Consider the following 22,551-nt stretch of genomic DNA (forward strand, 5'->3'; position numbering starts at 1 on the left):
CCGCGCCCAGGTGCTGCTCCTCGCCCTCCTGACCGCTCTGGGCGGGCTGGCGACGGGGCTGTACCTGCCTGCCTTTCCCCAGATGGCGGTCCAGTACCACACGGATGCCGCCGGCGTTCACCTGACGTATTGGCTCTACCTGCTCGGCTTCGGAGTCGGCCAGATTGCCTTCGGCTCGATCTCGGACCGGTTCGGACGACGCGCTCCCCTGATCGTCGCATCCTCACTCTGCCTGCTCGCCTCCGTTTTGGTGGCGATCGCGCCGACGCTCGCCATAATGGCCGGCGCTCGCGTCGCCCAGGCGGTCGGCGCAGCCGGTGGCGTCGTCATCGCCCGCGCCATCGTTTCCGACACGGCGACAGGTTTCGCGCTCGCCCGCAAGATCAACCTCATGGTGAGCCTGTCGATGTTCGCCCCCGTGGTCTCGCCGCTCCTCGGCAGCGTCGTCGTGACGTTCCTGCCCTGGCATGTGACGCTCTGGATGATCGTTCCCATCGCCATGGTCGTGCTCATCGGCGTGCTCAAGGTCGTTCCCGAGACGCTTCCCCGTGGGAGAAGACACCGTCGAGTCCAACTCGCGGACCTCGGCCGCGTCTTCCGCAGCGGACGATACACGAGCTTTCTTCTCGTCTCAGCTGCGGGGAGTTGCGCGCTCCTTTCGTACACGGGAGCGTCGCCCTTCATCTACCAGACCGTCCTCGGCTACTCGGCAATCGCTTATGGTCTTTTTTACTCGATCAACGCGCTCGGCATGGTCGGCCTCACGTATCTCTCTGCGGTTCTTGCTCAGCGCGGCGTCCATCCGGCCAAGACCCTGGGCGTAGGTGTCGGCGTGCTCGTCGTCTCCGCCTTTGCGGCGGTCATTGTGCCTTCGGCCGCGCTGCCGATTGTGCTCTTTGCCGTCAGCGCGAACCACGGCTTGATCACGGGCAATGCTGCCGCCCTCGCGCTGTCGGAGGTACGGCACATCGCGGGTTCTGGCTCGGCGTCCTTGGGCGGCGCCCAGTTCGTCGGCGGGGGAATCGGTGCATCAATCGTCGGTGTTGCCGGAGCTGGCTCGGCATCGCCCTTCATTCTCGTACTGGCAACATGTGCCGCCGTGGCGATGGCGGCCTATCTCATTGGCAGGTCCCGCAGAGGCGGAGCGCGCATGGAATGAGCGGGTGGTATGCGTTGCATACCACCCGCTCAGAGGATCACGCCCTCGCCGTGGGAGTCAGCGAATCGGCTGCAGCGCTTTCGAAGCGCGCTGCGGATCTGCATAGAGCCGCAGTCGGCTGACTTGGGTTCCATCGATAGTGAACACGCCGACGTAGTCCTGTTCGTACAGCGCTCCGGTCTCTCCGATGATGCTCCGCCCGGAGAACTCCAGGATCACCCGATTCGCGCTCTTATCGGTGGTGACAGTGTGGATCGTGAACTGCAGGTCCCGACGATTGGAGATCATCTTCCGGTAGTCCGCGGCAATCGCCTCGGCCCCGATGAACTCCGCGGGACTTACCGGTGAGTGGAACGGCAGCTCGTTCACGGCATCCGTTGTGAACAGTGCCTGGAACGCATCGAAGTCACCCGCTTCGAGGGTGCGGTGGAACCCGAGCGCGACATCGACCTGCTCGGTTGCGCTCGGTGGCGCGCCGACTACCATGTGACCGGGAGGTCGTAGACACCGAATACGAAGCCGTCGCGCTGGAACCCGATGTCGCTCTCCGCACCCGCGAGCCGAAGGGCGGGCATGCGGCGCAGGATCGTCTCGAACACGATCTCGAGCTCGGCGCGCGCGAGGTTCTGGCCCAGGCACGAGTGGATCCCGCCGCCCAGCGCAATGTGCTTGCTGTTGTCGCGGTCGATGTCGAACACATCGGGGTTATCCCACGCCCGAGGGTCGCGATGCGAGGGCGACATCAGCGGAATGATGCCAACACCGGCCGGGATCTTGACACCGCCGAGGTCGAGCTCCTCCGTGGTGATGCGTGCCACCGAACCGTCGTTGATGGCCTGGAGGCGGAGCATCTCGGTGATGGCGTCAGGAATCCGATCCGGGTGCTCCCGGAGGAAGTCCGCCAGGGCCGGGTCACGGAACAGCTGCAGGAAGCCAAGTGAAATCGTGTGCGCGGTCGTCTCGTGCCCACCAACGATCATCACATAGGTGTGGGCGACCGCCTGCTCCCTGTTGATGTCACCAGCCTGTAGCCGGTCGGTGAGCACCTGGAGCACGCCGCCGCTTGGATTCTCGATCGACTCGTCGACGAGCTTCTCGCAGATCGCGAAAAGGCCCTTGGTCGCCGCGGCGAAGTCCTCAGTTGAGGACCCGGCCCGGGTGATGACGGTCGCGAGAAGCTCGAAGTCTTTGTGATATCCATAGTCGATCCCGAGCGTCCGGCAGATCACCGTTGAGGGGATCACCAGGCTGAATTCCTTGTGGAAGTTGACCGGCTTCTCGAACGTCTCCATCCGATCGATCGCCTCGTCGACGATCTTCTGGATGTCGTCGCGCTGCTCGTTGATCTTCTTCATCGTGAACCACGGCGCCAGCATCTTGCGGAACTTGCCATGCAATGGCGGGTCCATGTGGTTCATGATCAGGTCGTTGCGGTGGAAGCTCATGCCACGGCGCACCTGCGGGAACTCCTCCTGGCCCGGATCCCGTGACACCGTCGGATTCTCGAAGACCTCGCGTGCTTCCTTCTGTCGCGTCACAACCCAGGCGGTCTTGCCGTTCTGGAGCGTGACCAGCTTCGCCGGAGTCTCCTCGCGCCACTGCACATATACCGGCGGCGGCGCCAGCGGGTCATCCCGCAGCTGTGGGAATGCCGGGGGGGCCTCGGTCGTCTGTTCACTCACGATCGTCATAGCGTCACCTTCATCATTGAACGATGCCGAGCCACAGGCAGAGCCCGCTCGACGTCAAGCGTATCAATCATTATAGTTGCACGGCCGCAGCGAAAGCAACGACTCAGCGTCCCTGCAGCACTGGCAGGATCTGGTGAACCAGCCGACCACGGACCTCGTCATGTTCTGGCTGATCCGGGGTGGAGAACATCATCGAGAATCTGTCCACACCAAGTTCAGCGATTCCCTGCAACCGATCCAGGCAGTACGCCGCTTCGCCGACGATCGCATACGAGGCAAGGTACTCATCGTCCACGCCCGCGCGGCCTTGCGTGGACTTCGCGTGCTCGTTGATGTCGTAGGAATCGCGGATGCTCTCCAAGACACTCCGCTCGTGATCACTGGCTGCGCCTCGTACTTCACGATCCATCACCCGGAATCGGGAACCCGCCATGACGAAGGGCATCATCAGTTCTTTTGCGCGCTGAGCCGAGATGCTTGCGTCGACCACGCTGATGGGCACATAGGCGCTGAACGACAACTCGCCAGGATCGCGGCCCGCTTCCTCCGCGGCAGCGCGGGCGAGGCCGATCGCCCAGGCGATGCGCTCACGGTCTGCGCCGAGGAAGAGCGCAACACGATCGGCGACTCGACCCGCCATCTGGATCGCCTTGGGACCGGTGACGGCCACCTCGATGGGGACCCGCGGCAGCGCATCATCCATCCAGACCAACGCGCTCGCCGGCGGGAAGTGACCGGCGGCGAGGTCGTCGAAACCGTGCACTGCCCCCTCCATGACGGGCGCCACCTCGGAGAGTGGGAGCGACCCGCCCTCGAGGTATGTCTTCAAATGGCGGATGTAGCGCTCGAGGTATCCCAGGCGCGTGGGCGAGAGCCCGATGTGCGCCAGTGCCGTATCGCCACGGCCGATCACGAGGTTGGCTCGACCCCCGGAGGACTCCTGCAGCGCCGCGAATCCGCTCGCCATCACGGCCGGATGCCGCGTGAGCGGAACGGCCACACCGCTGGAGAAGTGGATGCGCCGCGTGCGTTGGGCGATCGCCGAAAGGACAACAAACATCTCGGGAGAAATCGACTGGGTGTCCGGATAACGGACACCGTCCCAGCCTTCTCGCTCGTAGGTCTCGGCCGTTTCGATGATCGGCGTCATCCGCGGATCATGGAAGCGGGAAATCGACGTCCAGCACTGTGCGATGGCGTTACTCACACATCCTCATTTCTTTCTATCTTAATTCCCGGTCTCGCAGAGACCTTGCGTTGTGTTGTGCCCACCGCGTGATGCAAACTCGTGTGCATGATTCGACATTGCTCACTCTGGAAGTTCACTGACGATGCCCCCGCCAACCTCCTGGCAGAAGTCACGGCCGCGTTCTATGCGGCCGCGGACGAGATCCCCTCCGTTCGCGCTTGTCAGGTCGGCGGGAACATGGGGTACCTGCCGACAAACTCCGACTTCGCACTCACACTCGATTTCGACGATCTGGACGGGTATCGCGAGTACGTGGCCCATGACCGCCACATGCGGCTCTTCAAGGAATATCTCGAGCCGTACCTGGAGTCGCGGACCGCGGTGCAGTTCGAACTCCGCCGCTGATTGCGCCATGCTGCCGAGCCGCCTCGTCCGCGGCGGCATCGGCAGACGCGCTACGCGGGCTGAGTCGCGTGCCGGTACAGCGCGAAGGTGTTATTCAGGAACCCGCCGTCGACGACGATGTTCTGTCCGGTGACATAACCGGCATCAGCGGAGGCCAGGAAGCTCACAACGCTCGCCATGTCGGCCGGCCCCGCGAGGCGGCCAAGTGGAATAAAGGGAGCCTTCTCGGGCTCACCGCCATCCTTGATGGCCCGGTTCGTTCCCTCAGTCTGCACGCTGCCGGGTGCGACGCCATTGACGCGAATACCGTCCTGAGCGAACTCAACCGCCGCCTGCTGGATGAGCATTGCGGCAGCAGCCTTCGACGCCGCGTATGACCCGACACCGACCGCAGGAGCCAGAGCCGACATTGAAGTGATGTTCACGATGGCGCCCTTGCCGTCTGCGGCGAGCTGCGGATGGAACGCTTGCATGCAGAGAAGGTTCCCCCGAACGTTGACCGCGAAGACCCGGTCGAATTCCTCGACGGAGATGTCCAGGAGCGGCGACCACGGGTAGATGCCCGCGCTGTTGACGAGCAGGCTGAGTTCAGGCACCGCCGCCGCAGCCGCTTTCACCGACTCAGGACTGCTGACGTCGAGCTGCAATGGCGTGCCGCCCAGCTTCTCGGCGGCGGACTTGGCCAGTCCTTCGTCGTAATCGGTGGCGTAGACGTGGTAGCCATCCTCGGTCAATCGCTGGGCGATGCCGAAACCGATCCCCTGCCCGGCGCCCGTGACGAGTGCGTAACGTGTCATCTGAAAGTCTCCCAAATCATTGCGTTGTGTTGTCATCATTTATAGGATAAATACAACGCCGCGACAAGGGCTTTCGCGATTGTCCCGAACATGTCGCGGCATCCGACACAACGAAGTGGGGACTGGAAGATGCCCAGCAGCGGCGCGTATGGCGCATACCGCGCGCTCGTCACCGGATCGAGCCCCGGGGGGATCGGTGCGGCAATCACCGAGAAACTGATCGACAGCGCGCTTGCGCAGCATCTCGAGCCCCGGATCACCATCACGGCGACCACGCTGACTGGTGAGCTTGAAGCGTTCGCCGACGGGCAGCGTGATCGCGGCGCGAAGGTCCTGGTCGTGACCGGCGACCTGGGAACAGCGACGTTCCCCACCGAAGTCGCCACAAAGGCGATCGAGTTCGCCGGTGGCCTCGACACTCTCGTATCCAACGCCGGCAACACCCGTCTCGGGCGCCTCGTCGACCAGACGAGCCTCGAGGACTGGGACTCGGTGATGAACGTCCACGCCCGTGCGGCGTGGCTTCTGGCTTCCACCGCGTACCCTGCGCTTCGCGACTCCCGGGGTTCATTCATCGCGACCACCTCCACGAGCGGCACGAGCCCCCATCCGGGACTGGGCGCATACTCCCCCGCCAAAGCCGCCCTCATTCGACTCGTCGAGACACTTGCGCTTGAGTGGGGTCCCGTTGGAATACGCGCCAACGCCGTTGCCCCCGGCCCGATCATCACCCCGATCAGTCAGAAGTCGCGGCCCGGCGTCACCGAAGACGAAATGCAGGAGATGCTTGCCGCACGGGCGGAAGTGATGCCCCTCCGCGTGCTCGGCCAGCCCGATGACGTCGCCGGGGCCGTGGCCTTCCTCGCAAGCCCTGCCGCCAGGTTCATCACCGGGCACAATCTCGTCGTTGACGGCGGGCTCTCGCTCACCGCGAACCTTCGGGTGCCGATGCGCCACCAACTCACCGTCGAATGACGCGCCCGCTCGATGACTAACCCAGACCAACACCATAAAAGAGGGAATGATGACCGATACCGCTGTACGCATCGAAGCCGATGAGATCGAGGCGATCCGCCAACTCAAGGCCCGCTATTTCCGAACCCTCGACACCAAGGACTGGGATGGGTTCAAGGCGGTCTTCGCCGAAGACGCCGCCATTGGCCCCGTCGACAACGGCTTTTCAGACGAGCTTCTTGCCTTGCGGTCGGCCGAGCAGCGTCAACCCGTGGCGAAATCCGGTATCGACGCTTTCGTGGAGAGAGTCGCCACGAATATCGGTCCGCTCATCTCGACCCACCACGGTCACCAACCGGAGATCACGCTCACCGGCGAGGACGAGGCGACCGGTATCTGGGCAATGGAGGACCTGCTCGTGTGGCCTGCTGACGGCTACCGCTTGCGAGGAACAGGACATTACTGGGAGACCTACCGCAAGATCCACGGCGAATGGAAAATCGCTTCGTTGAAGCTCTCCCGGCTCTACGTGCACGTAGAGCGGATTGAAACACCCTGACCCGACCTGGGCAGTACCGGCACGAAGAATCACTGACAAAGGAGTCAAAGGTTGACCAACGAATATGCTGAGAAATACGGTCCGTGGGCGATTGTGATCGGTGGCTCCGAGGGTATTGGTTCTGCGTTCGCAAACGAGCTTGCCCACCGAGGAATAAACCCGGTGCTGGTAGCGCGAACCCAGTCCACACTCGACGAAGCCGCGGAGCGGATTCGATCTGCCAATCCCGGCGTAGAGATCCGGACGATCGCCGTGGACCTCTCCGTGCCGGACGGAGCGGAGAAGGTGATCGCGGCAACGGCCGACCTCGAGATCGGCACACTCGTCTACAACGTGGGATCCGAGCCGAAATACGGGGACTTCATCGACCATGACTGGGAGATGCTCGCCGGTCGCCTGCAGCGCAACTTCGTTTCGAAGACTCGCTTCGTGCACCACTTCGCCGGACTGATGGCCCCACGCGGTCGGGGTGCCCTGGTGCTCATGGGTTCGGTCGCCGGCTTCGGCGGCTCGCCGGGGTTCGCGCTCTATGCGTCAAGCAAGGCGTTCGGCCACACCCTCGGCGAGGGGTTGTGGGTCGAGCTGGCCAAGCACGGAATCGACGTGCTGACACCGGTGGTCGGTCAAACGAACACCCCCACGATGGTCAAGGCGTACGGCCGCGTCGAGGGTGCGGCCGACCCGGCCGACATCGCCAGGGAGGCGCTCGATCAGGTTGCCAACGGTCCCATCTGGATCGAGGGCAAGGTGCGCGGCCTGGTAGCCGACCGCGTCGGTTCCGATCCGGCCGAGCGCGTCAGGGCGATCGGCGAGCGCGCCGCCCGCATGGCTTCCGGGAATCCCATGGGGGTGAGCTGAGGTGCCATACGATGTGACCGCCGATGAGCGGAACGAGATCAGCCAGGGCCTGTATGCATACTGCCGCGGCCTCGACAGATTCGACCGCCAGCTGGCGCTGTCGCCGTTCACGGCCGACGCACACTTGGTCTACAGCGGGATCTTCGACGGGACTGCATCCGAGTTCATGGATTGGATCTGGCCGATCCACGCCCGCATGCTCGTGCATGTGCACCGCGTCGTGAACATCTTTATCGAACGAAATCCCGATGGCGACCTGGTCAGTGAGTCCTACGTCCAGGTCCTGCTTCGCACGACGTCAGACGACGGGTCGATCACCGACAACATCGGCAACGGCCGCTACATCGACCGGTGGGCAGAGCACGGCGGGAGGCTCGTCATCGTCGAGCGCGAGTATGTCCGCGATGCGACACGTGCGTACGCGCATGAGCAGAAGGATATGTCGGCCCTTCGACCTGAGTCGAACGGCGCCGCGTTGACCTGGGCGCGTGACGAGTCCGATGCCTCGTATCGATTGCTCAGGGCATGAACGACTATCGCGTGACCGCGGAGGAGCGCAATCAGATCGAGCAGGCGCTCACCGCCTACTGCCGAGGTGTGGATCGCTTCGACCGCGTCGTCGCCCTGTCGGCTTTCGCTCCTGCCGCGGCACTCAACTACGGTGGCATCTATGTGGGCGACGCACCCGGTTTCATGGACTGGGTGTGGCCGTTCCACGAGAAGCTTGAGTTGAACGTCCACCGCGTGGCGAATGTCTTCATTGATCGCAATCCGTCCGGGGATCTCATCAGCGAGTCCTATGTCACGTCGCTGCTGCGGCGCCGCGACGGCGGGTCATACGTCGATCGGGTGGGGTACGGTCGCTACATCGACCGCTGGGTCAGCATCGATAACCGGCTCGCGATCGCTGAGCGGGAGTACGTCAACGACCTCGTCACCGAGATGAAGACCCCGGCCGATGCGGCGCGTGCTGTGGCCCCCGCATCCGAGGTTCTCAGTCTCGAGGCGGGCCGGGACCAAAACGATGCCTCGTACCGGCTGCTGTGGGGCACCACCCGGCCCGAACTCGCAGCGCAAGAAGCACCTGCATGACCGACGCTGCCCTGAGCACGAGAGCCGACAATTCCCGGCCAACGGCGATCGTCACCGGTGCGGGCTCCGGAATCGGCGAGGCAACCTGTCGCGTACTCATCGCTGACGGCTGGAACGTCGTTGGGATTGACCGACACTGGCCGGAACCAGCTCCATTGCCTACGGACTCCTTCGTGCACCTGGCAGGTGACGTGTCCAATCCCCGGGATAACCAGGCCGCTGTCGACCTCGCCATCAGGACATTCGGGAGGCTGGACGGGCTTGCCCTGAATGCAGGGACGGTGCGCCATGGCACGGTCGAGGACTTGCCGATGGAAGACCTGGACACCCTCATCGACGTCAATTTCAAGGGCCCCGTGCACGCGATTCGCGCGGGGCTCCCGCACCTCAGGAATAGTCCGCACGGCTCGATCGTCTTCACGTCGTCGATATCCGGACAGGGCGGCGACGTCGGATTCTGGGCATACGGGGCTACGAAGGCGGCACTGATCAACCTGGCCCAGAACCTAGCGATGGAAGTCGGCTACGAAGGGATCCGGGTCAATGCCGTCTGCCCAGGACCCATCGCCAGTCCCCTCACCGCTGGCATGCGGGCCACCGATACCGTCCGAACGGAATCTCTGCGACAGGGCATCGCTCTCAAGCGATGGGGCCAACCCGCCGAGGTGGGCCAAGTCATCGCGTTTCTGCTTTCTCCGAGCGCGTCGTTCGTCACCGGAGTGGCGATTCCTGTGGACGGAGGCCACACCGCAAAGGCGATGTCGAAGCCCCACGAATTCTCGGGTTTCGCCACCTGAGTTGCACCCGTCGCCGACCGGCCGGACGAACCACGCTCCGAACGGACGGCGTCAAATAATCCATGAAGAAGAAGAAGAAGAAGATGAAGAAGAAGAAGAACAGTGATAACGGATACTGACCCGCGCACACGCACCGACGAGATCGAAGCGATCAAGCAGCTCAAGGCCCGGTATTTCCGGGCCCTGGACACCAAAGACTGGGATGCATTCCGAGAGGTGTTCACATCGGACCCGCAGATCGGCCCCATCGAGAACGGCTTCCCGGATTACCTTCTTGCCTTGCGGCCGCCTGAGGTTCGAGACCAGCTCACCAGTGGCTCGGGATTCGACGCGTTCATCGAGCGCAACCGCCGCTTCATCGGGCCACTGATCACCACCCACCACGGACACCAGCCGGAGATCGAGCTCACCAGTGAGGATGAGGCGACCGGGATCTGGGCGATGGAGGACGTCCTCGTCTGGAAGAAGGAGGGCTACCGCTTACGCGGAACCGGGCACTACTGGGAGACGTACCGCAAGGTCGACGACGGATGGAAGATCGCCTCAATCAAGCTCACCCGGCTTTACGTCTACGTGGAGAAAATCGAACCCGTAGAGTGATCTGCCGTGATGGGGCAGCCCACGAGGGCCGCCCCATCACGAGGAACAATCGTGATGGCGACTGTCAGAGCATGAGTTCAGCCGCGTAGTACTCCAGGGACTCGATGACGGAGGCCGCGTCGGCGCCGGGCACGCGAACCACGAACCAGTCGACGCCGGCGTCGCCGAGAGCCGAGAGATACTCTCGATGCTCATCCGGTCGGTGATCCTCGAACATCACGCGAGCCTGCGGGGTCAGAACCTGCACCTCGACGTGGGCCCTGTCACCGCGCAAGACCTGCGCCCGGTCGCGTACTCCTTTGATGTCGGCGGCCAGCCCTTCTATGCCCGCGATGGCCGCCGTGTTGATTCTTGTCGCCGCCTCGGGACCGATGAGCAGCGGGCTCCAGCCCCCCGACCGCGCAGCCCGCTCCCGCGCCTGGCGGCCATTCCCACCGATCCACAGCGGCGGTCCTCCGGGCTGAACCGGCATGGGCTGGCTCACAATCTCTGCGGCCTCGAAGTTGCGCCCTGAACGGCTGACCGGCTCACCTCTCCAGATCTCCGGGAGCACCTCGAGTGCCTCATCCAGCAACTCGTTGCGCTGGTCGAACGGCACGCCGAGTGCGTCGAACTCCGCGCGCAGGTAACCGGCACCGACGACAGCTGTCACCCGGCCTCGCGACAGCAGGTCAATCGTTGACAACGCTTTGGCCACCATGAACGGCCTGTGGTACGGAAGGACCACCAGGAAGGTCATCAACCTCACCTGCTCGGTTACCGCAGCGCAGAACGCAAGTGACGCAAGTATGTCGAAGGTGGGATGCCCGGGCGCGTTATCGATCCATGCCTTCGACGGTGCGGGGTGTTCGGTGAACGCGAGGGCGTGGTACCCGAGGCGATCGACTGCACGGGCCACCGCCTCGACATCCCCTGCAGTTCGCACGGCAGAAAGCGGGAACTCGACGGTGTACCTCAATGAGCCCCCTCGAAAGGAACGGTGCCCATCGTGTCGAAGCGACGTTCCGTCACCGCTGACCGAGGGCTTCCGTCGACGCCTTTGTGGAGCCGTAGGCGGCGGCACGATAGAAGTCGAACAACGCTGTCGTGTACCCGCCGTCGACGGTCAGTGACTGCCCGGTGATGTATGACGAGTCGGGGCCGACAAGAAAGGACACTGCCGACGCGATGTCCTTCGGCGCCCCGACCCGGCCGAGCGGGATGAGTGCTGATTCACGTGGCGACTCGTCGTCGGTGAGTGCGTTCCTCATCCCTTCGGTCTGAATGGTTCCCGGCGCGACGGAATTCACGCGGATGCCGCGGTCAGCGTACTCGAGCGCCGCGAGCTTGGTGACGCCGTGTGCGGCTGCCTTGGACGCCGAGTATGCGCTCACGCCTGGGGAAGCGTGATCCTGCGACATCGAGGTGATGTTCACGATCGCTCCCCCGCCGCGGGCGGCAATGAGCGGCACGAAGGTGTTGGTTGTCAGGATCGGGCCGAGTACATTGACGTGGAACAGCTGGTCGAAGTCTTCGACTTTGATCTCGCTGAACCCAAGCCAGGGGTAGATGCCTGCACTGTTGACGAGCGCATCCAGTTCGGAGACCTCTGCCGCTGCTGCCGCCACACTCTCAGGGTCGCTGACGTCGAGCCGGATTGGAGTTCCCCCGAGCCGAACCGCGGCCTCCTCCGCGAGCTTGGCGGAGTAGTCCGTCACGTAGACGTGAAAGCCGTCCTCGGTGAGCCGCTTCGCGATTCCATAGCCGATTCCTTGACCTGAACCCGTGACAAGTGCGTATTTCGTCATTCTTAATCCCCTTTGATCATGTGTTGGTTGAAGGCAACGTCAGGCGACGACTCGCTGCTTCCGCATTTCAGCAATGGCAGCGCTGTCGAGACCAAGGTCCTGCAGTATTGCGTCGGTGTCTGCACCGTGGTCCGGTGCCGGCTTCCACTGTGCAGTGAGTTGCTTGCCGAGTGAGAACGGCGAGCCGGGCAACGGTATGTTCCCGAGGCGGGGATGGTCGTACTCGACGACGTACCCATTCGCCCTGGCCTGCTCATCGGCAAGCACCTGTTCGAAGTCCTGTACGGGTGCGAAGAGCAATCCCTTGGAGCGCAAATAGGCCACCCACTCGACCGCGCTGCGTTCGAGCATGAGCGGATCGATGGTCGCATACAACGCTTCCTGCGACCCGCGGTCGTCGACATTCCACGGCTTGTCACCCAGCTCCGGCGCCCCGATCGCCTCGGCGAACGTCGCCCACTGGGCCCGACCAGGGTTCGTGCCTACGATCCATCGATCACCTTTGCAGCGGTACACCGACAGGAGCGGGGTCTTCTGGATCCGGTCGTACGTCACGATCGGCTTCGAATTCAAGGCGGCCTGCCACAACAGCTGGGCGGACCACAGCAGTGCACCCGATCCGTAGAGCGAGACGTGCACATCCTGCCCCTCTCCTCCGTTGCGCTCCCGAGCCAGGAGCGCCGTGACGGTGGCCTGCGCCGCATTCTGGGCGGTCAGCTGGTCGACGACAACCACTGGAAGCGGCTGCGGAGCGTCATGACCGGTGACGTAGAACATCCCGGCCAGTGCCTGGCCGAGCGTATCGAACGCCCCCTCCTCCGCCAGGGGTCCCCTCGGCCCGAAACCGGAGATGTTGACATGCACGAGGCGTGAGTTCACCGTGGAGAGTGACTCGTAGTCGATCCCGAGCTTGCGCTTCGCCCCGGGCCGAAGGTTGGTGATGAACACGTCCGCGCGCTCGACCAGCTTGCGTAGCACCTCGTTCCCTTGCTCCGAGGCGAGATCCAACGCGATCGTGCGCTTGTTGCGGTTGGACAGCTCGAACATCAGGTTCCAACCCGGGGTGTCTATCGCTTTTGATTTGAGCACCAGGGAGCCACCCTCACCGCGCTCCGGGTCGCCATCGATGCTCTCGACTTTGATGACATCCGCTCCCAAATCGCCGAGGATCGCCGCAGCACCAGGCCCGGCGTGCCAGACACCGACCTCCACAACTGTGATCCCATCCAGTGGACGGGCACCCATGCCCGATCGTCCAGCATCTTCGTTCATCGTCGAACCTCCCCGCACGCGCGGACTCTCATCAGTGAGACTTCCAGGGCACAGCCCCGCCCTTTACCTGTAAAGTATAGCTAGGATGGAACGATAACTCGCACCGTCCCGTCCCCACACCAGAGAAGGGCATCGCAATGCAGCGGCGTACCGAGCACATGGTCTTCGCGGCATTCGCGTCGGCTTCGACAACAAAGACGTCGCTGGGCGCATGGATGCATCCGCGGACCGATCCGGGCTTCCTGAGTGCGGAATATTACATTGGGCTCGCCCAAGAACTCGAGCGCGGCGGCGTCGACGTGCTGTTCTTCGACGACAGGTTGGCGATGCCCGCCGCATACGGCGCATCGACGGACCCGGCCGTCGAGCGTGGATCACGGGTTGTGAAGCTCGACCTCGTCTCGATCCTCGGACTGCTCGCCGGACACACCAGGCGGATTGGCCTTGGGGCGACTTACTCGACGACCTACGGCACGCCGTACCACGTTGCCCGCCAGTTCGCGACACTCGACCACCTGTCGAAGGGCCGCGTGATCTGGAACATCGTCACGTCGCTCAACCAGGACGAAGCCGAGAACTTCGGCGTCGACCATCTAAGCGCCGACCAGCGCTACGACCGGGCTGACGAGTTCCTGGAGATCGTCACGGGATTGTGGGAATCGTGGGACGCGGACGCTGTCGAGCTCGACCGCACCACCGGCCGATTCGCAGACCCGGCGAAGGTGAAGCGCGTCGACTTCGAGGGCAAGTTCTTGTCTTCGCGCGGCCCGCTGACCGTTCCGCGGCCGCCGCAGGGATGGCCGACGCTCCTGCAGGCCGGGCAATCAGGACGCGGCCGCGAGTTCGCGGCCCGTTGGGCGGACCTGATCTTCACAACGGCCCACAGCCTGGAAGCCGCGCAGGGACACTACGCCGACCAGCAACGGATCACGCAGGAGCAAGGCCGTGCCGCGGATGCTGCGAAGATCCTTCCCGCAATCATGATCATCGTCGGCGAAACCGAAGAAATCGCCAATGAGAAGAATGACTTCTTCAACGCTCTGAGCGACCCGGTGGAACAGCTGATCTTCCTGGCCGAGCAGGCGAACTTCGACTTCGCGCAGATTCCGATGGACGAGACGTTCGACGACAGTTGGCTCGAACAGTTCACCGGCACCCGTGGCGCGGTCGAGGCGTTCGTGAAGTCAGGGCGCGCGAAGTTCGGCGCCGATGCGACGCTGCGGGAGATCGTGCGCGCGCGCTCAATGACGGCCGGGAACCGTTTCATCGGCACCCCGACCCAGATCGCTGACACTCTCGAGGAGTGGTTCGACAACTACGGCGCCGACGGCTTCGCACTGATGCCATCCGATACGCCAGGGTCGTTTGAGGACTTCACTCGACTCGTCATGCCTGAGCTTCGCCGACGCGGACGCGTTGCCGAGCGACCCGACACCGACGGCACTCTCCGAGAACGACTCGGACTCACCGATCGCACCGTCTGATGATCGTCGAGCGTGCGATGGCCGCGCGGCCACTATGACCGAGGTCGACCTCCGCGTCGAGGGCCGCATCGCGACGGTCACGCTGAACCGGCCCGACCGTCTCAATGCGATGAACCCCGCGATGCGAGAACAGCTGGTCACCGTCTTCGACGAGACGGATGCCGACGACAGCGTGCGCGTCGTCGTCGTCACGGGTGCTGGCCGGGGCTTTTGTGCCGGTGCTGATGTGAGTGAGGGTGGAACCGCATTCTCCTACGGCCACGACGACACCCGTCTTCGAGACGGAGGCGGTCGGATCGTGCTGCGCGCATTCGACTCCCTCAAGCCGATCATCGCCGCGGTGAACGGTCCCGCTGTCGGTTTCGGCGCGTCTTTCATCCTTCCGATGGACTTCCGTCTTGCCTCGACAAATGCACGGTTTGGTGTCGTTGCCGCCTCACGCGGGATCGTACCTGACGCCGTATCGAGTTGGTTCCTGCCGAAGATCGTCGGAGTGGCGACCGCGCTGGACTGGAGCCTGACGGCGCGCATATTCGAGGCAGAAGAGGCGCTCAGCCGCGGACTTGTGGCGAGCCTCCACCAGCCGGACGAGCTCATGGACGCCGCGTACGAGCTCGGCGAGCGGATAGCGACTGCGGCAGCGCCCGTTTCGGCAGCTCTGACACGGCGGCTGATCTGGCGCATGGCTGGAAGCGATCACCCGATGCACACGCACCGAGTCGACTCGGCCGCCATCGCCGCACTCGGCAGGACGACGGATGCCGCCGAAGGCGTGAACGCCTGGCGGGAGAAGCGTCCCCCAGAATGGACGCTCTCCGCGATCGCTGACCTCCCTGACCTTCCCTGGCCGAGCCAGCCACAATTCCACATTCCGACGTAGGACGCCGCGTGGTCGATTCGAAGATTGTTCAGCTGGGATTCGTGGTCACCAATCTCCACGATGCAGCAATGGAATGGACCCGTCGGTTCGGCATCGGCCCGTGGTTCTATTGGGAGCGACTCAGTAACCGCGACTACAGGTTCCGTGGTGAAGTCGCCGCTCCCGACATTTCAACCGCGATGGCCGATTGGAACGGCCTGCAGATCCAGCTCGTGCAGCAGCATGACGATTCGCCGTCCCCGCACAGTGAATGGCTGGCAGCTCATGGCGGTGCGCCGGGACTGAATCACATTGCAGTCGCAGTGCCTGATTTCCCTGCCGAGGTAGCGCGCCGCACCGCCGCGGGCGAGACCACGCTGTCCGAGGCCGGAACACCGGCGAACAACGTCTTCTATCACTGGGAAGACTGGAACCTGCCGGCGATCGAGCTGAGCGAGCGCCGGCCGCCCTCCACTGTGGGGAGGCTTTATGAGGTCGTCGCGGAGGCGGCCCAGGGCTGGGACGGCACAGACCCATGGCGCCCGATGCCTCCGCTGCACTGACGCTGCCGAATGCTGTCGCGCCCTCGGAGGGAATCGACCGCTGCCGGCATTTCCCACGCCGGCGTTTATAACAATACCGGCGCCTGAGCCGTTAACCCTATAAAGATAGCCGTGATTAGAAGGATTACATGGTAGATTCCATGGGTCGCGACAGAATCCTGGCGACACCCGACTTCATGACACGACACAGGAGTTCTGTGATGATTGGTATCAAGAAAGCACTACCCACGGTAGTCGGCGCCCTCGCCGTCGCCGCGCTACTCGGCGGCTGTGCCGCCCAAAGCGCCCCGGCATCCCAGAAAGCGGGCGCCGCCGACGCGGGTGGCTTCGACTGGAGCAAGGCCGAGCCGGTGCAGCTGACCGTCAGCAGCATCTTCGCTCCCGGCAACACAGCCACGAACCTCATCGAGGACTGGATGGATGCCGTCACCAAGGCCACCGAGGGTGTGGTGACCTTCGACTACTACCCGACGGGAACGCTGCACCCGGCCACCGAGGCGCTCTCCGCGATGTCATCGGACCTCACCGACGTCACCTTCGTCAGCAACGGCTTCTTCCCTGATCAACTCCCGGTCTCCAACTGGGACGACATCGTCGTCCAGCACGCGCTGAACGACTTCGGCTACCCGGACTTGAATATCGCCGGCATCGGCCAGCAGGTCATGCACTACGAGGGTGAGAGTGCCGCCCTCACCGAGATGAGGAAGGCCGGCTTCATCCCGCTCATTCCGATGCTCAGCGGGCCCGCCGCGCTCACCTGCGCCAAGGAGTTCCACACCCCAGCCGACCTCAAGGGCCGCCAGGTGCGCATCGCCAACGCCATCGCGCAGGGCGAGAACGAGTCGCTCGGCATGACAGGCGTCTTCACCCCATCGAACGAGCAGTACGAGGGACTCCAGCGCGGCGTGATCAACTGCGCCGTCAACGCGACGACCGTGGTACTCAGCGGTGGCCTCCTCGAAGTGTCGCCGTGGGTGAGCTTCCTGAACACCGCCCCGTCCTCCGGCGCCAACTGGGTGATCTCCACCGGCGCCTGGGACAGCCTGGCCCCGGAGATCCAGACCGCTATGCGCGATGCCCGCTACAGCGCCATTGAGCGCTTCGCCAAGGACACCCTCGACCAGAACACCAAAATCGCCGCGGCAGCCGAGAAGGCCGGTGGCGGGATCGTTGATCCCGCCCCACTCAACCCGGTGGTGAAGAAGTGGTGGGACAAGCAGGCCGACCCGGCAACCCTCGCGCCCAAGTCGGTGTCCAACCCCGCCACCGAGATCAAGCGGACCAACGCGATCGCCGATACCTGGCGGAGCTTCTCCGTCGACACCCTCAAGGTCAAGGTCGACCAGCCTGACATCACCAAGTCCCTGAATGCCGGGTCCGGTGTCGTCACGGACTGGAGCGCCTGGACCGACGCCCTCAAAGAACGCCTCGGCAAGCAGTAGCTTCCAACGACACGAACACCTCGGCGGTGCGGGACCAACAGTCCCGCACCGCTGAGGTGTTTTCAACGTCACCGCAGGGATACTAACAATCCTATAAAGCTTGCAGTACTTAGAAGGATTGCATGGTACATTCCATGGGTCGCGACAGAAACCTGGCCGGCACCCGACTTCATGACACTACAAAGGAGTTCTGTGATGATTGGTTCCAAGAAAGTGCTATCAACGGTGGTCGGCGCGGTCGCCGTCGCCGCGCTGCTCGCCGGCTGTGCCGCCCAAAGCGCCCCGGCAACCGAGAAAGCGGCCGTGGGCGAAACGGGTGGTGTCGACTGGAGCAAGCTCGAGCCCGTGCAACTGACGGTCAGCAGCATCTTCGCGCCCGGCGCGACATCGACCAACCTCATCGAGGACTGGATGGATGCCGTCACTAAGGCCACCGAGGGTGTGGTGACGTTCGACTATTACCCCACCGGAACCCTGCACCCGGCCACCGAGGCGCTCTCCGCGATGTCATCGGACCTCACCGACGTCACGTTCGTCAGCAACGGCTACTTCCCCGACCAGCTCCCGGTCTCCAACTGGGACGACATCGTCGTCCAGCACGCACTGCAGGACTTCGGCTACCCGGACACCAACATCGCCGGCATCGGACAACAGGTCATGCACTACGAGGGCAAGAGCGCCACCCTCACGGAAATGAGGAAAGCCGGCTTCGTCCCGCTGATCCCGATGCTCAGCGGGCCCGCCGCGCTCACCTGCGCCAAGGAGTTCCACTCCCCCGCCGACCTCAAGGGCCGCCAGGTGCGGGTGGCCAACGCCATCGCACAGGGCGAGAACGAGTCGCTCGGCATGACAGGCGTCTTCACCCCATCGAACGAGCAGTACGAGGGACTCCAGCGCGGCGTGATTAACTGCGCCGTCAACGCGGCGACCACGGTTCTCAGCGGTGGGCTCCTCGAGGTGTCGCCGTGGGTGAGCTTCCTGAACACCGCCCCGTCGTCTGGCGCCAACTGGGTGATCTCCACCGGCGCCTGGGACAGTCTCGCTCCGGAGATCCAGACCGCCCTGCGCGACGCCCGCTACGCCGCCATGGAACGCTTCGCTAAGGACACCCTCGCCACGTACAACGAGATCTCCGCGGCAGCCGAGAAGGCCGGCGGTGGGATCATCGACCCTGCAGAGCTCAACCCGGTGGTGAAGAAGTGGTGGGCCAAGCAGGCCGACCCGGCAACCCTCGCACCCAAGTCCGTGTCCAGCCCCGCCGCCGAGATCAAGCGGACCAACGCGATCGCCGACACCTGGCGGAGCTTCTCGGTCGACACCCTCAAGGTGAAAGTCGACCAGCCTGACATCACCAAGTCCCTCGACGCCGGCTCCGGTGTCGTCAAGGACTGGAGCGCCTGGACCGACGCCCTCAAGGAAGGCCTCGGCAAGCAGTAGCCTCACCGAACGACAGGAGCACCTCGGCGGTGCGGGACCAACACTCCCGCACCGCCGAGGCGTTTCACTCACCACTAAGAACACAACGCGAACGCAGGTTCACACGGAAATGCCCCCGGCTCAGACCGACCCCGGGGCGATCGACCCGGGGTCGCCGCCGAACAGGCCGTGCTCGTTGCTGAAGCTTTCGTTCACGTACCAGAAGATCTGGCCGCCGCGCCCCCCGCGCACGAGCAAGGTCTCGCGGAACCCGACGCCGGCACGGCAGCGCGGCCGCTGCCGTCCAAGGCCGCCGGGCGCAGCCGCCGGCCGAGCATGATCAACGACATCCCGATTCGATCTGTTCAGCGTGCCTTCTGTGCCGCTGGCGCGGCATCTCATCCACTCGACGCAAGCCTTGATTACGACGGCATTCCGACGGCATGCACCTCCCCGTTGAGAACGGTGTGAAAGGCGGATCGGACGTCGTCAACGGAGTCGAAGCTTCCCGGAGCGATCCGGGTCCTGAAGTGGGGTGGACTCAGCAGCGACAGTCCAGTGGAATCCAAGCGAACGACCTGCCCATTGAGGTTCCTGGCCTGATCGCTCAGCAGGTAGGTTACGAGTCGCGCAACTGGCGCTGGAGACGGGCGGTTATCGACGCCGACGGCATCCAGGCCTCGAGCGCCGTTCTCACCTTTGCCCGTGTCTGCCATCGGCGAGAGACCGGTCACGGTTACGCCGACGCGCTGGCCTTCCAAGGCCATGTTGTAGGTCAATGAAGCGACTGCGCCCTTGGAAACCCCATACGTTGTGAATCCGCGTATCCCGATGTGGGCGCCTGATGTCACATTGACAATGGTGCCGAAGCCCTGCGATGCCATTTGGCGAAAAGCATGCGTAGCGGCAAACATTGAGCCGAGCACATTTACCTCGATAAGCCGGCGCATTCGCAATTCAGTCTCATCCTCAGGGGTGGCGACGTGGTAGATGCCTGCGTTATTGACCAGCCCATCCAGCTTGCCGAATTCGTCCACGCACCTGGCAATCAGGCTTTCCGTGAATTCGTAGTCGGCGACGGACCCCGCCACTCCGAAAGCCAATCCGCCCTTGTCGGTGATCTCACGGACAGTCGCGTTTGTCGATTCCTCTTCCAAGTCGTTGACGACGACGCTGCCTCCGGCACTGGCCACGGCCAGCGCATATGCCCGCCCGAGTCCTCTTCCAGATCCAGTGATGATCACAGATTTTCCGCTCAAGTCCAACAAGTCAAGCTCCTTCTCGTTCGTACCCGCGTCGATAGGTCGGCCGTCTAATCGTTGGACACACCGAATTCGTTGAGCGCGCTGGCGCGGTCCGAACCGAAGGGCCCGGGCAAGTCTCCTGTGAGCATGGGGGTGTCCGAGAAACGTACGACTGGGCCGGGCATGACAACCGTCCCGAATCGATCAGTGGCGTTCTCGGCGCGGAGCCCGCGCTGATCAGCGGTACCGCCGGAAGCCATGACTTCGGAGACTGTCTGTACTCGGTGCGCTCCCGCCCCGTTCTTGGTAAGAACGTGTTCGGCTTCGACTGTGGTCAGGTCCGCGAGGGCGTCTTGGAGAACCTGCTCCAAATTGGCATCCCGATCCACCGGTCGGTCACTTGTCAAGGAAACGAGCGTCTCGAATCGGTCTTTTGAGACGCCCACAAAGATCCAGCCATCCTGGGTCTGAAAGAGTCGCTGGTTCGGACTCCAGCCCCACCGGCCGGCACGAACCGCTCCACGAGGCGTCGAGGCCTCCACTATCCAGCCCAGCTGCTCCAAGGCCGTAGCGCGAGCCAATGACGTCTCGACGAAGGAACCCCGGCCAGTCGTCTGCCGGAAGTAGATCCCGACCAGTGCGCCGAAAGCGCCAAGCACCCCGGTCGCATAGTCGGTGAAGAACCATCTGGGATAGTCCACAACGGGAGGGGCCCCTGTTTCAATATCCGCGGCGCCCAAAACGTGGCTGGTCACGCCCGTGGCAACGTTGGCAAGCTCGGCATAGCCTCGGAAATCTGCCCAGGGGCCCTGCGTTCCGAAGGCGTTGAGGTACAAATGAACCAGTCGCGGAGATTTCCTTCGGACTGTTTGTTCGTCGCTGCCGATGTGCAGAGTGGCACTGGTGGTGAAGTTCTGAACGAGTACGTCACAGTGTGCGAGCATCCGGTGAAAGAGATCCTGGTCGGGCGTGTGATGCAAGTCGAGAATCATCGTCTTCTTTGAGCGATTGAGATGCTCGTGCATGAGGGGCTCTTCAAACGAGGCCAGACTGACGTGAGGGTCTGCGTCGATCTTGACCACGTACGCGCCAAGCTGGCCGAGAATTTTGGCCGTCGTGGGCGCCGCAACAACTCGAGAGAGGTCGATGACTCTGAACCCGTCGAGGGGTGGCTTCCTCACACCAGGCTGCAACGCGTGCCCGTCGGATCGCGTAAGAGAGTCCACTGAACACTCGTCAAGGGCTTCAACCAACGCGAGGTTGGTTGGTTCGACCGGTTCGCGAGCACTCGTCATGCGGGACGTATTGCACATTTGAACCGATTTGCCCGGAACCTTGACCGTGCCCAACAGTGGATCAGAGACCTGGGCGATTGACTCGGATGCGGTTGCAGCCGGTTCGTTGAGCCACTCCAACGGCGACCGCCACATCGCGATACTGCACCCTCTGGCACGGCCAATGCCTTCCCACTCATTTGCGTCCCGAGTCGCGAACACTTCCCCGAGGCGTCGTTGCAGCTCCGCGGATTTTGCGGGCGAGGTGCGCAACGCTGTCACGTTGACGAGGCCATCATCGATCCACGACGTGACGCCGGCGCACTCAACAAACCAGGTCAAGTGACGAAACCAGTTGGCGATGAAAGTCACATAGCGGCCGTCAGCGCACCGATAAACGCCAGAACCAAAGCTCGTGAATAGGGTTCCGCTTCTCTCATAAGTGGTCCCCCGTGATCCCAGCCCTTCGAGGATCGCGTCAAAGAGCGGGACCTCGATCCATTGACCGATTCCGTCGCGTTCACGCGCTACCAAGCCTGCGGTGATAGCCATGGCGCCCTCGATACCACCAAAAACGGATGCCAGAGATATCGGTGTGAACCGTGGAGCAGCGGTGTCGTGGTCGTGCCACCCCTCCGGAATCGGCGAGTAGGCCGCCGCCGCCGCCATCACAACTCCCTCCCAACCTGCGACTGCCGCTCTCGGATCCGCCGCCCCGAATCCAGGCAACGAGCAATAGATGAGTCGAGGATTCAGATCGGCCACATCGCTGTATCCGAGGCCCAGTCGAGCCATTACGCCGGGCCTGAAGTTCTCGATCACAACGTCCGCGTCCGCGATGAGAGATCGTGCCCGGCGTTGACCCGAGGACGATTTCAGATCCAACTGCACGTACCGGCGTCCGCGTAGCAGAGCTGCGTTGGAGTCCGAAATCCACCGTGGCCCGCCGGGTGGCTCAACGCGAACGACGTCCGCGCCCTGATCAGCCAACATCATTGCTGCGAGCGGGCCCGCAATGTATTGCCCGAAGTCCACAACACGCAGGCCTCCCAGCGGCCCCTCACGCCTGTTGTTCCAGACTGTCGACGTTGAATTCATTTCCAAACCAC

23 protein-coding genes are annotated in these 22,551 nt (G+C 63.4%); 14 read left to right on the top strand and 9 right to left on the bottom strand.

All coding sequences use genetic code 11. The annotated features are described in order from the left end of the window. Positions 1-10: 10 nt before the first annotated feature. A complete protein-coding gene (locus AB4Y94_RS02830; protein WP_441724509.1) occupies positions 11-1,159 on the top strand; it encodes an MFS transporter in 1,149 nt (382 codons plus the stop codon). A gap of 57 nt (positions 1,160-1,216) precedes the next feature. Here AB4Y94_RS02830 and AB4Y94_RS02835 read toward each other — a convergent pair whose 3' ends face one another. The 3 genes from AB4Y94_RS02835 to AB4Y94_RS02845 form a co-directional block, all read right to left on the bottom strand. After that, positions 1,217-1,645: a nuclear transport factor 2 family protein gene (locus AB4Y94_RS02835; protein ID WP_441724511.1), complete on the bottom strand. Its 429-nt coding sequence runs from the start codon at positions 1,643-1,645 to the stop codon at positions 1,217-1,219. Continuing rightward, positions 1,639-2,850 carry a cytochrome P450 gene (locus tag AB4Y94_RS02840; protein WP_441724513.1) on the bottom strand — a complete coding sequence of 404 codons (1,212 nt, stop codon included), beginning with the start codon at positions 2,848-2,850 and terminating at the stop codon, positions 1,639-1,641. The genes AB4Y94_RS02835 and AB4Y94_RS02840 overlap by 7 nt, the downstream gene beginning before the upstream one ends. Positions 2,851-2,953: 103 nt before the next feature. Next, a complete protein-coding gene (locus AB4Y94_RS02845; protein ID WP_441724515.1) occupies positions 2,954-4,000 on the bottom strand; it encodes an LLM class flavin-dependent oxidoreductase in 1,047 nt (348 codons plus the stop codon). A gap of 144 nt (positions 4,001-4,144) precedes the next feature. Here AB4Y94_RS02845 and AB4Y94_RS02850 point away from each other — a divergent pair, with 144 nt between their 5' ends. Further along, a complete protein-coding gene (locus AB4Y94_RS02850) occupies positions 4,145-4,444 on the top strand; it encodes a Dabb family protein (protein WP_441724517.1) in 300 nt (99 codons plus the stop codon). A gap of 50 nt (positions 4,445-4,494) precedes the next feature. On the opposite strand, the gene AB4Y94_RS02855 is transcribed toward AB4Y94_RS02850, so the two are convergent. Next, entirely contained in the window at positions 4,495-5,241 is a 747-nt protein-coding gene (locus AB4Y94_RS02855; protein WP_441724519.1) for an SDR family NAD(P)-dependent oxidoreductase, read from the bottom strand. 129 nt (positions 5,242-5,370) lie between these two features. Between AB4Y94_RS02855 and AB4Y94_RS02860 the strand changes: the two genes are divergently transcribed. The 7 genes from AB4Y94_RS02860 to AB4Y94_RS02890 all read left to right on the top strand — a co-directional run bounded on the left by AB4Y94_RS02860 (position 5,371) and on the right by AB4Y94_RS02890 (position 10,101). Continuing rightward, positions 5,371-6,216 (top strand): SDR family NAD(P)-dependent oxidoreductase, encoded by an 846-nt coding sequence (locus tag AB4Y94_RS02860; RefSeq protein ID WP_441724521.1) that lies wholly within the window; start codon positions 5,371-5,373, stop codon positions 6,214-6,216. Positions 6,217-6,265: 49 nt separating this feature from the next. Beyond that, complete coding sequence (locus AB4Y94_RS02865) at positions 6,266-6,754, top strand: nuclear transport factor 2 family protein (protein WP_441724523.1); 489 nt, start codon at positions 6,266-6,268, stop codon at positions 6,752-6,754. Positions 6,755-6,847: 93 nt separating this feature from the next. Beyond that, complete coding sequence (locus AB4Y94_RS02870) at positions 6,848-7,612, top strand: SDR family NAD(P)-dependent oxidoreductase (protein WP_441724607.1); 765 nt, start codon at positions 6,848-6,850, stop codon at positions 7,610-7,612. A 13-nt stretch (positions 7,613-7,625) separates the two neighbouring features. Continuing rightward, on the top strand, positions 7,626-8,141 hold the full coding sequence (locus AB4Y94_RS02875; RefSeq protein ID WP_441724525.1) for a nuclear transport factor 2 family protein: 516 nt from the start codon (positions 7,626-7,628) through the stop codon (positions 8,139-8,141). Positions 8,142-8,152: 11 nt separating this feature from the next. Beyond that, on the top strand, positions 8,153-8,704 hold the full coding sequence (locus AB4Y94_RS02880) for a nuclear transport factor 2 family protein (protein ID WP_441724527.1): 552 nt from the start codon (positions 8,153-8,155) through the stop codon (positions 8,702-8,704). Beyond that, positions 8,701-9,501: an SDR family NAD(P)-dependent oxidoreductase gene (locus AB4Y94_RS02885; protein ID WP_441724529.1), complete on the top strand. Its 801-nt coding sequence runs from the start codon at positions 8,701-8,703 to the stop codon at positions 9,499-9,501. Before AB4Y94_RS02880 ends, AB4Y94_RS02885 begins: the two co-directional genes overlap by 4 nt. Before the next feature lie 102 nt (positions 9,502-9,603). Continuing rightward, positions 9,604-10,101, top strand: a complete 498-nt coding sequence (locus tag AB4Y94_RS02890; RefSeq protein WP_441724531.1) for a nuclear transport factor 2 family protein — start codon at positions 9,604-9,606, stop codon at positions 10,099-10,101. Positions 10,102-10,165: 64 nt separating this feature from the next. Here the strand turns inward: AB4Y94_RS02890 and AB4Y94_RS02895 are convergent, their stop codons facing one another. The 3 genes from AB4Y94_RS02895 to AB4Y94_RS02905 all read right to left on the bottom strand — a co-directional run bounded on the left by AB4Y94_RS02895 (position 10,166) and on the right by AB4Y94_RS02905 (position 13,160). Continuing rightward, positions 10,166-11,026, bottom strand: a complete 861-nt coding sequence (locus AB4Y94_RS02895; protein WP_441724533.1) for an LLM class F420-dependent oxidoreductase — start codon at positions 11,024-11,026, stop codon at positions 10,166-10,168. Positions 11,027-11,108: 82 nt separating this feature from the next. Next, positions 11,109-11,888, bottom strand: coding sequence for an SDR family NAD(P)-dependent oxidoreductase (locus AB4Y94_RS02900; RefSeq protein WP_441724535.1), 780 nt, complete (start codon positions 11,886-11,888; stop codon positions 11,109-11,111). Between the two features lie 39 nt (positions 11,889-11,927). Continuing rightward, positions 11,928-13,160 (bottom strand): CaiB/BaiF CoA transferase family protein, encoded by a 1,233-nt coding sequence (locus AB4Y94_RS02905; protein WP_441724537.1) that lies wholly within the window; start codon positions 13,158-13,160, stop codon positions 11,928-11,930. A 158-nt stretch (positions 13,161-13,318) separates the two neighbouring features. On the opposite strand from AB4Y94_RS02905, the gene AB4Y94_RS02910 reads away from it, so the two are divergent. The 5 genes from AB4Y94_RS02910 (at position 13,319) to dctP (AB4Y94_RS02930) (ending at position 18,945) form a co-directional block, all read left to right on the top strand. Continuing rightward, positions 13,319-14,644 carry an NtaA/DmoA family FMN-dependent monooxygenase gene (locus AB4Y94_RS02910; RefSeq protein WP_441724609.1) on the top strand — a complete coding sequence of 442 codons (1,326 nt, stop codon included), beginning with the start codon at positions 13,319-13,321 and terminating at the stop codon, positions 14,642-14,644. 34 nt (positions 14,645-14,678) lie between these two features. Further along, positions 14,679-15,524, top strand: a complete 846-nt coding sequence (locus AB4Y94_RS02915) for an enoyl-CoA hydratase-related protein (RefSeq protein ID WP_441724539.1) — start codon at positions 14,679-14,681, stop codon at positions 15,522-15,524. Between the two features lie 8 nt (positions 15,525-15,532). Then, positions 15,533-16,066 (top strand): VOC family protein, encoded by a 534-nt coding sequence (locus tag AB4Y94_RS02920; protein WP_441724541.1) that lies wholly within the window; start codon positions 15,533-15,535, stop codon positions 16,064-16,066. A gap of 200 nt (positions 16,067-16,266) precedes the next feature. Beyond that, positions 16,267-17,508, top strand: a complete 1,242-nt coding sequence (gene dctP / locus AB4Y94_RS02925) for a TRAP transporter substrate-binding protein DctP (protein ID WP_441724543.1) — start codon at positions 16,267-16,269, stop codon at positions 17,506-17,508. 195 nt (positions 17,509-17,703) lie between these two features. Beyond that, positions 17,704-18,945, top strand: a complete 1,242-nt coding sequence (gene dctP, locus AB4Y94_RS02930) for a TRAP transporter substrate-binding protein DctP (protein WP_441724545.1) — start codon at positions 17,704-17,706, stop codon at positions 18,943-18,945. 401 nt (positions 18,946-19,346) lie between these two features. On the opposite strand, the gene AB4Y94_RS02935 is transcribed toward dctP (AB4Y94_RS02930), so the two are convergent. Both AB4Y94_RS02935 and AB4Y94_RS02940 read right to left on the bottom strand, forming a co-directional pair. Beyond that, on the bottom strand, positions 19,347-20,192 hold the full coding sequence (locus AB4Y94_RS02935; RefSeq protein ID WP_441724546.1) for an SDR family NAD(P)-dependent oxidoreductase: 846 nt from the start codon (positions 20,190-20,192) through the stop codon (positions 19,347-19,349). A gap of 44 nt (positions 20,193-20,236) precedes the next feature. Continuing rightward, entirely contained in the window at positions 20,237-22,540 is a 2,304-nt protein-coding gene (locus AB4Y94_RS02940) for a CoA transferase (protein WP_441724548.1), read from the bottom strand. Positions 22,541-22,551 lie beyond the last annotated feature (11 nt).

The sequence above is a fragment of the Glaciibacter sp. 2TAF33 genome, from assembly GCF_052114945.1.
Taxonomy (GTDB): domain Bacteria; phylum Actinomycetota; class Actinomycetes; order Actinomycetales; family Microbacteriaceae; genus Cryobacterium.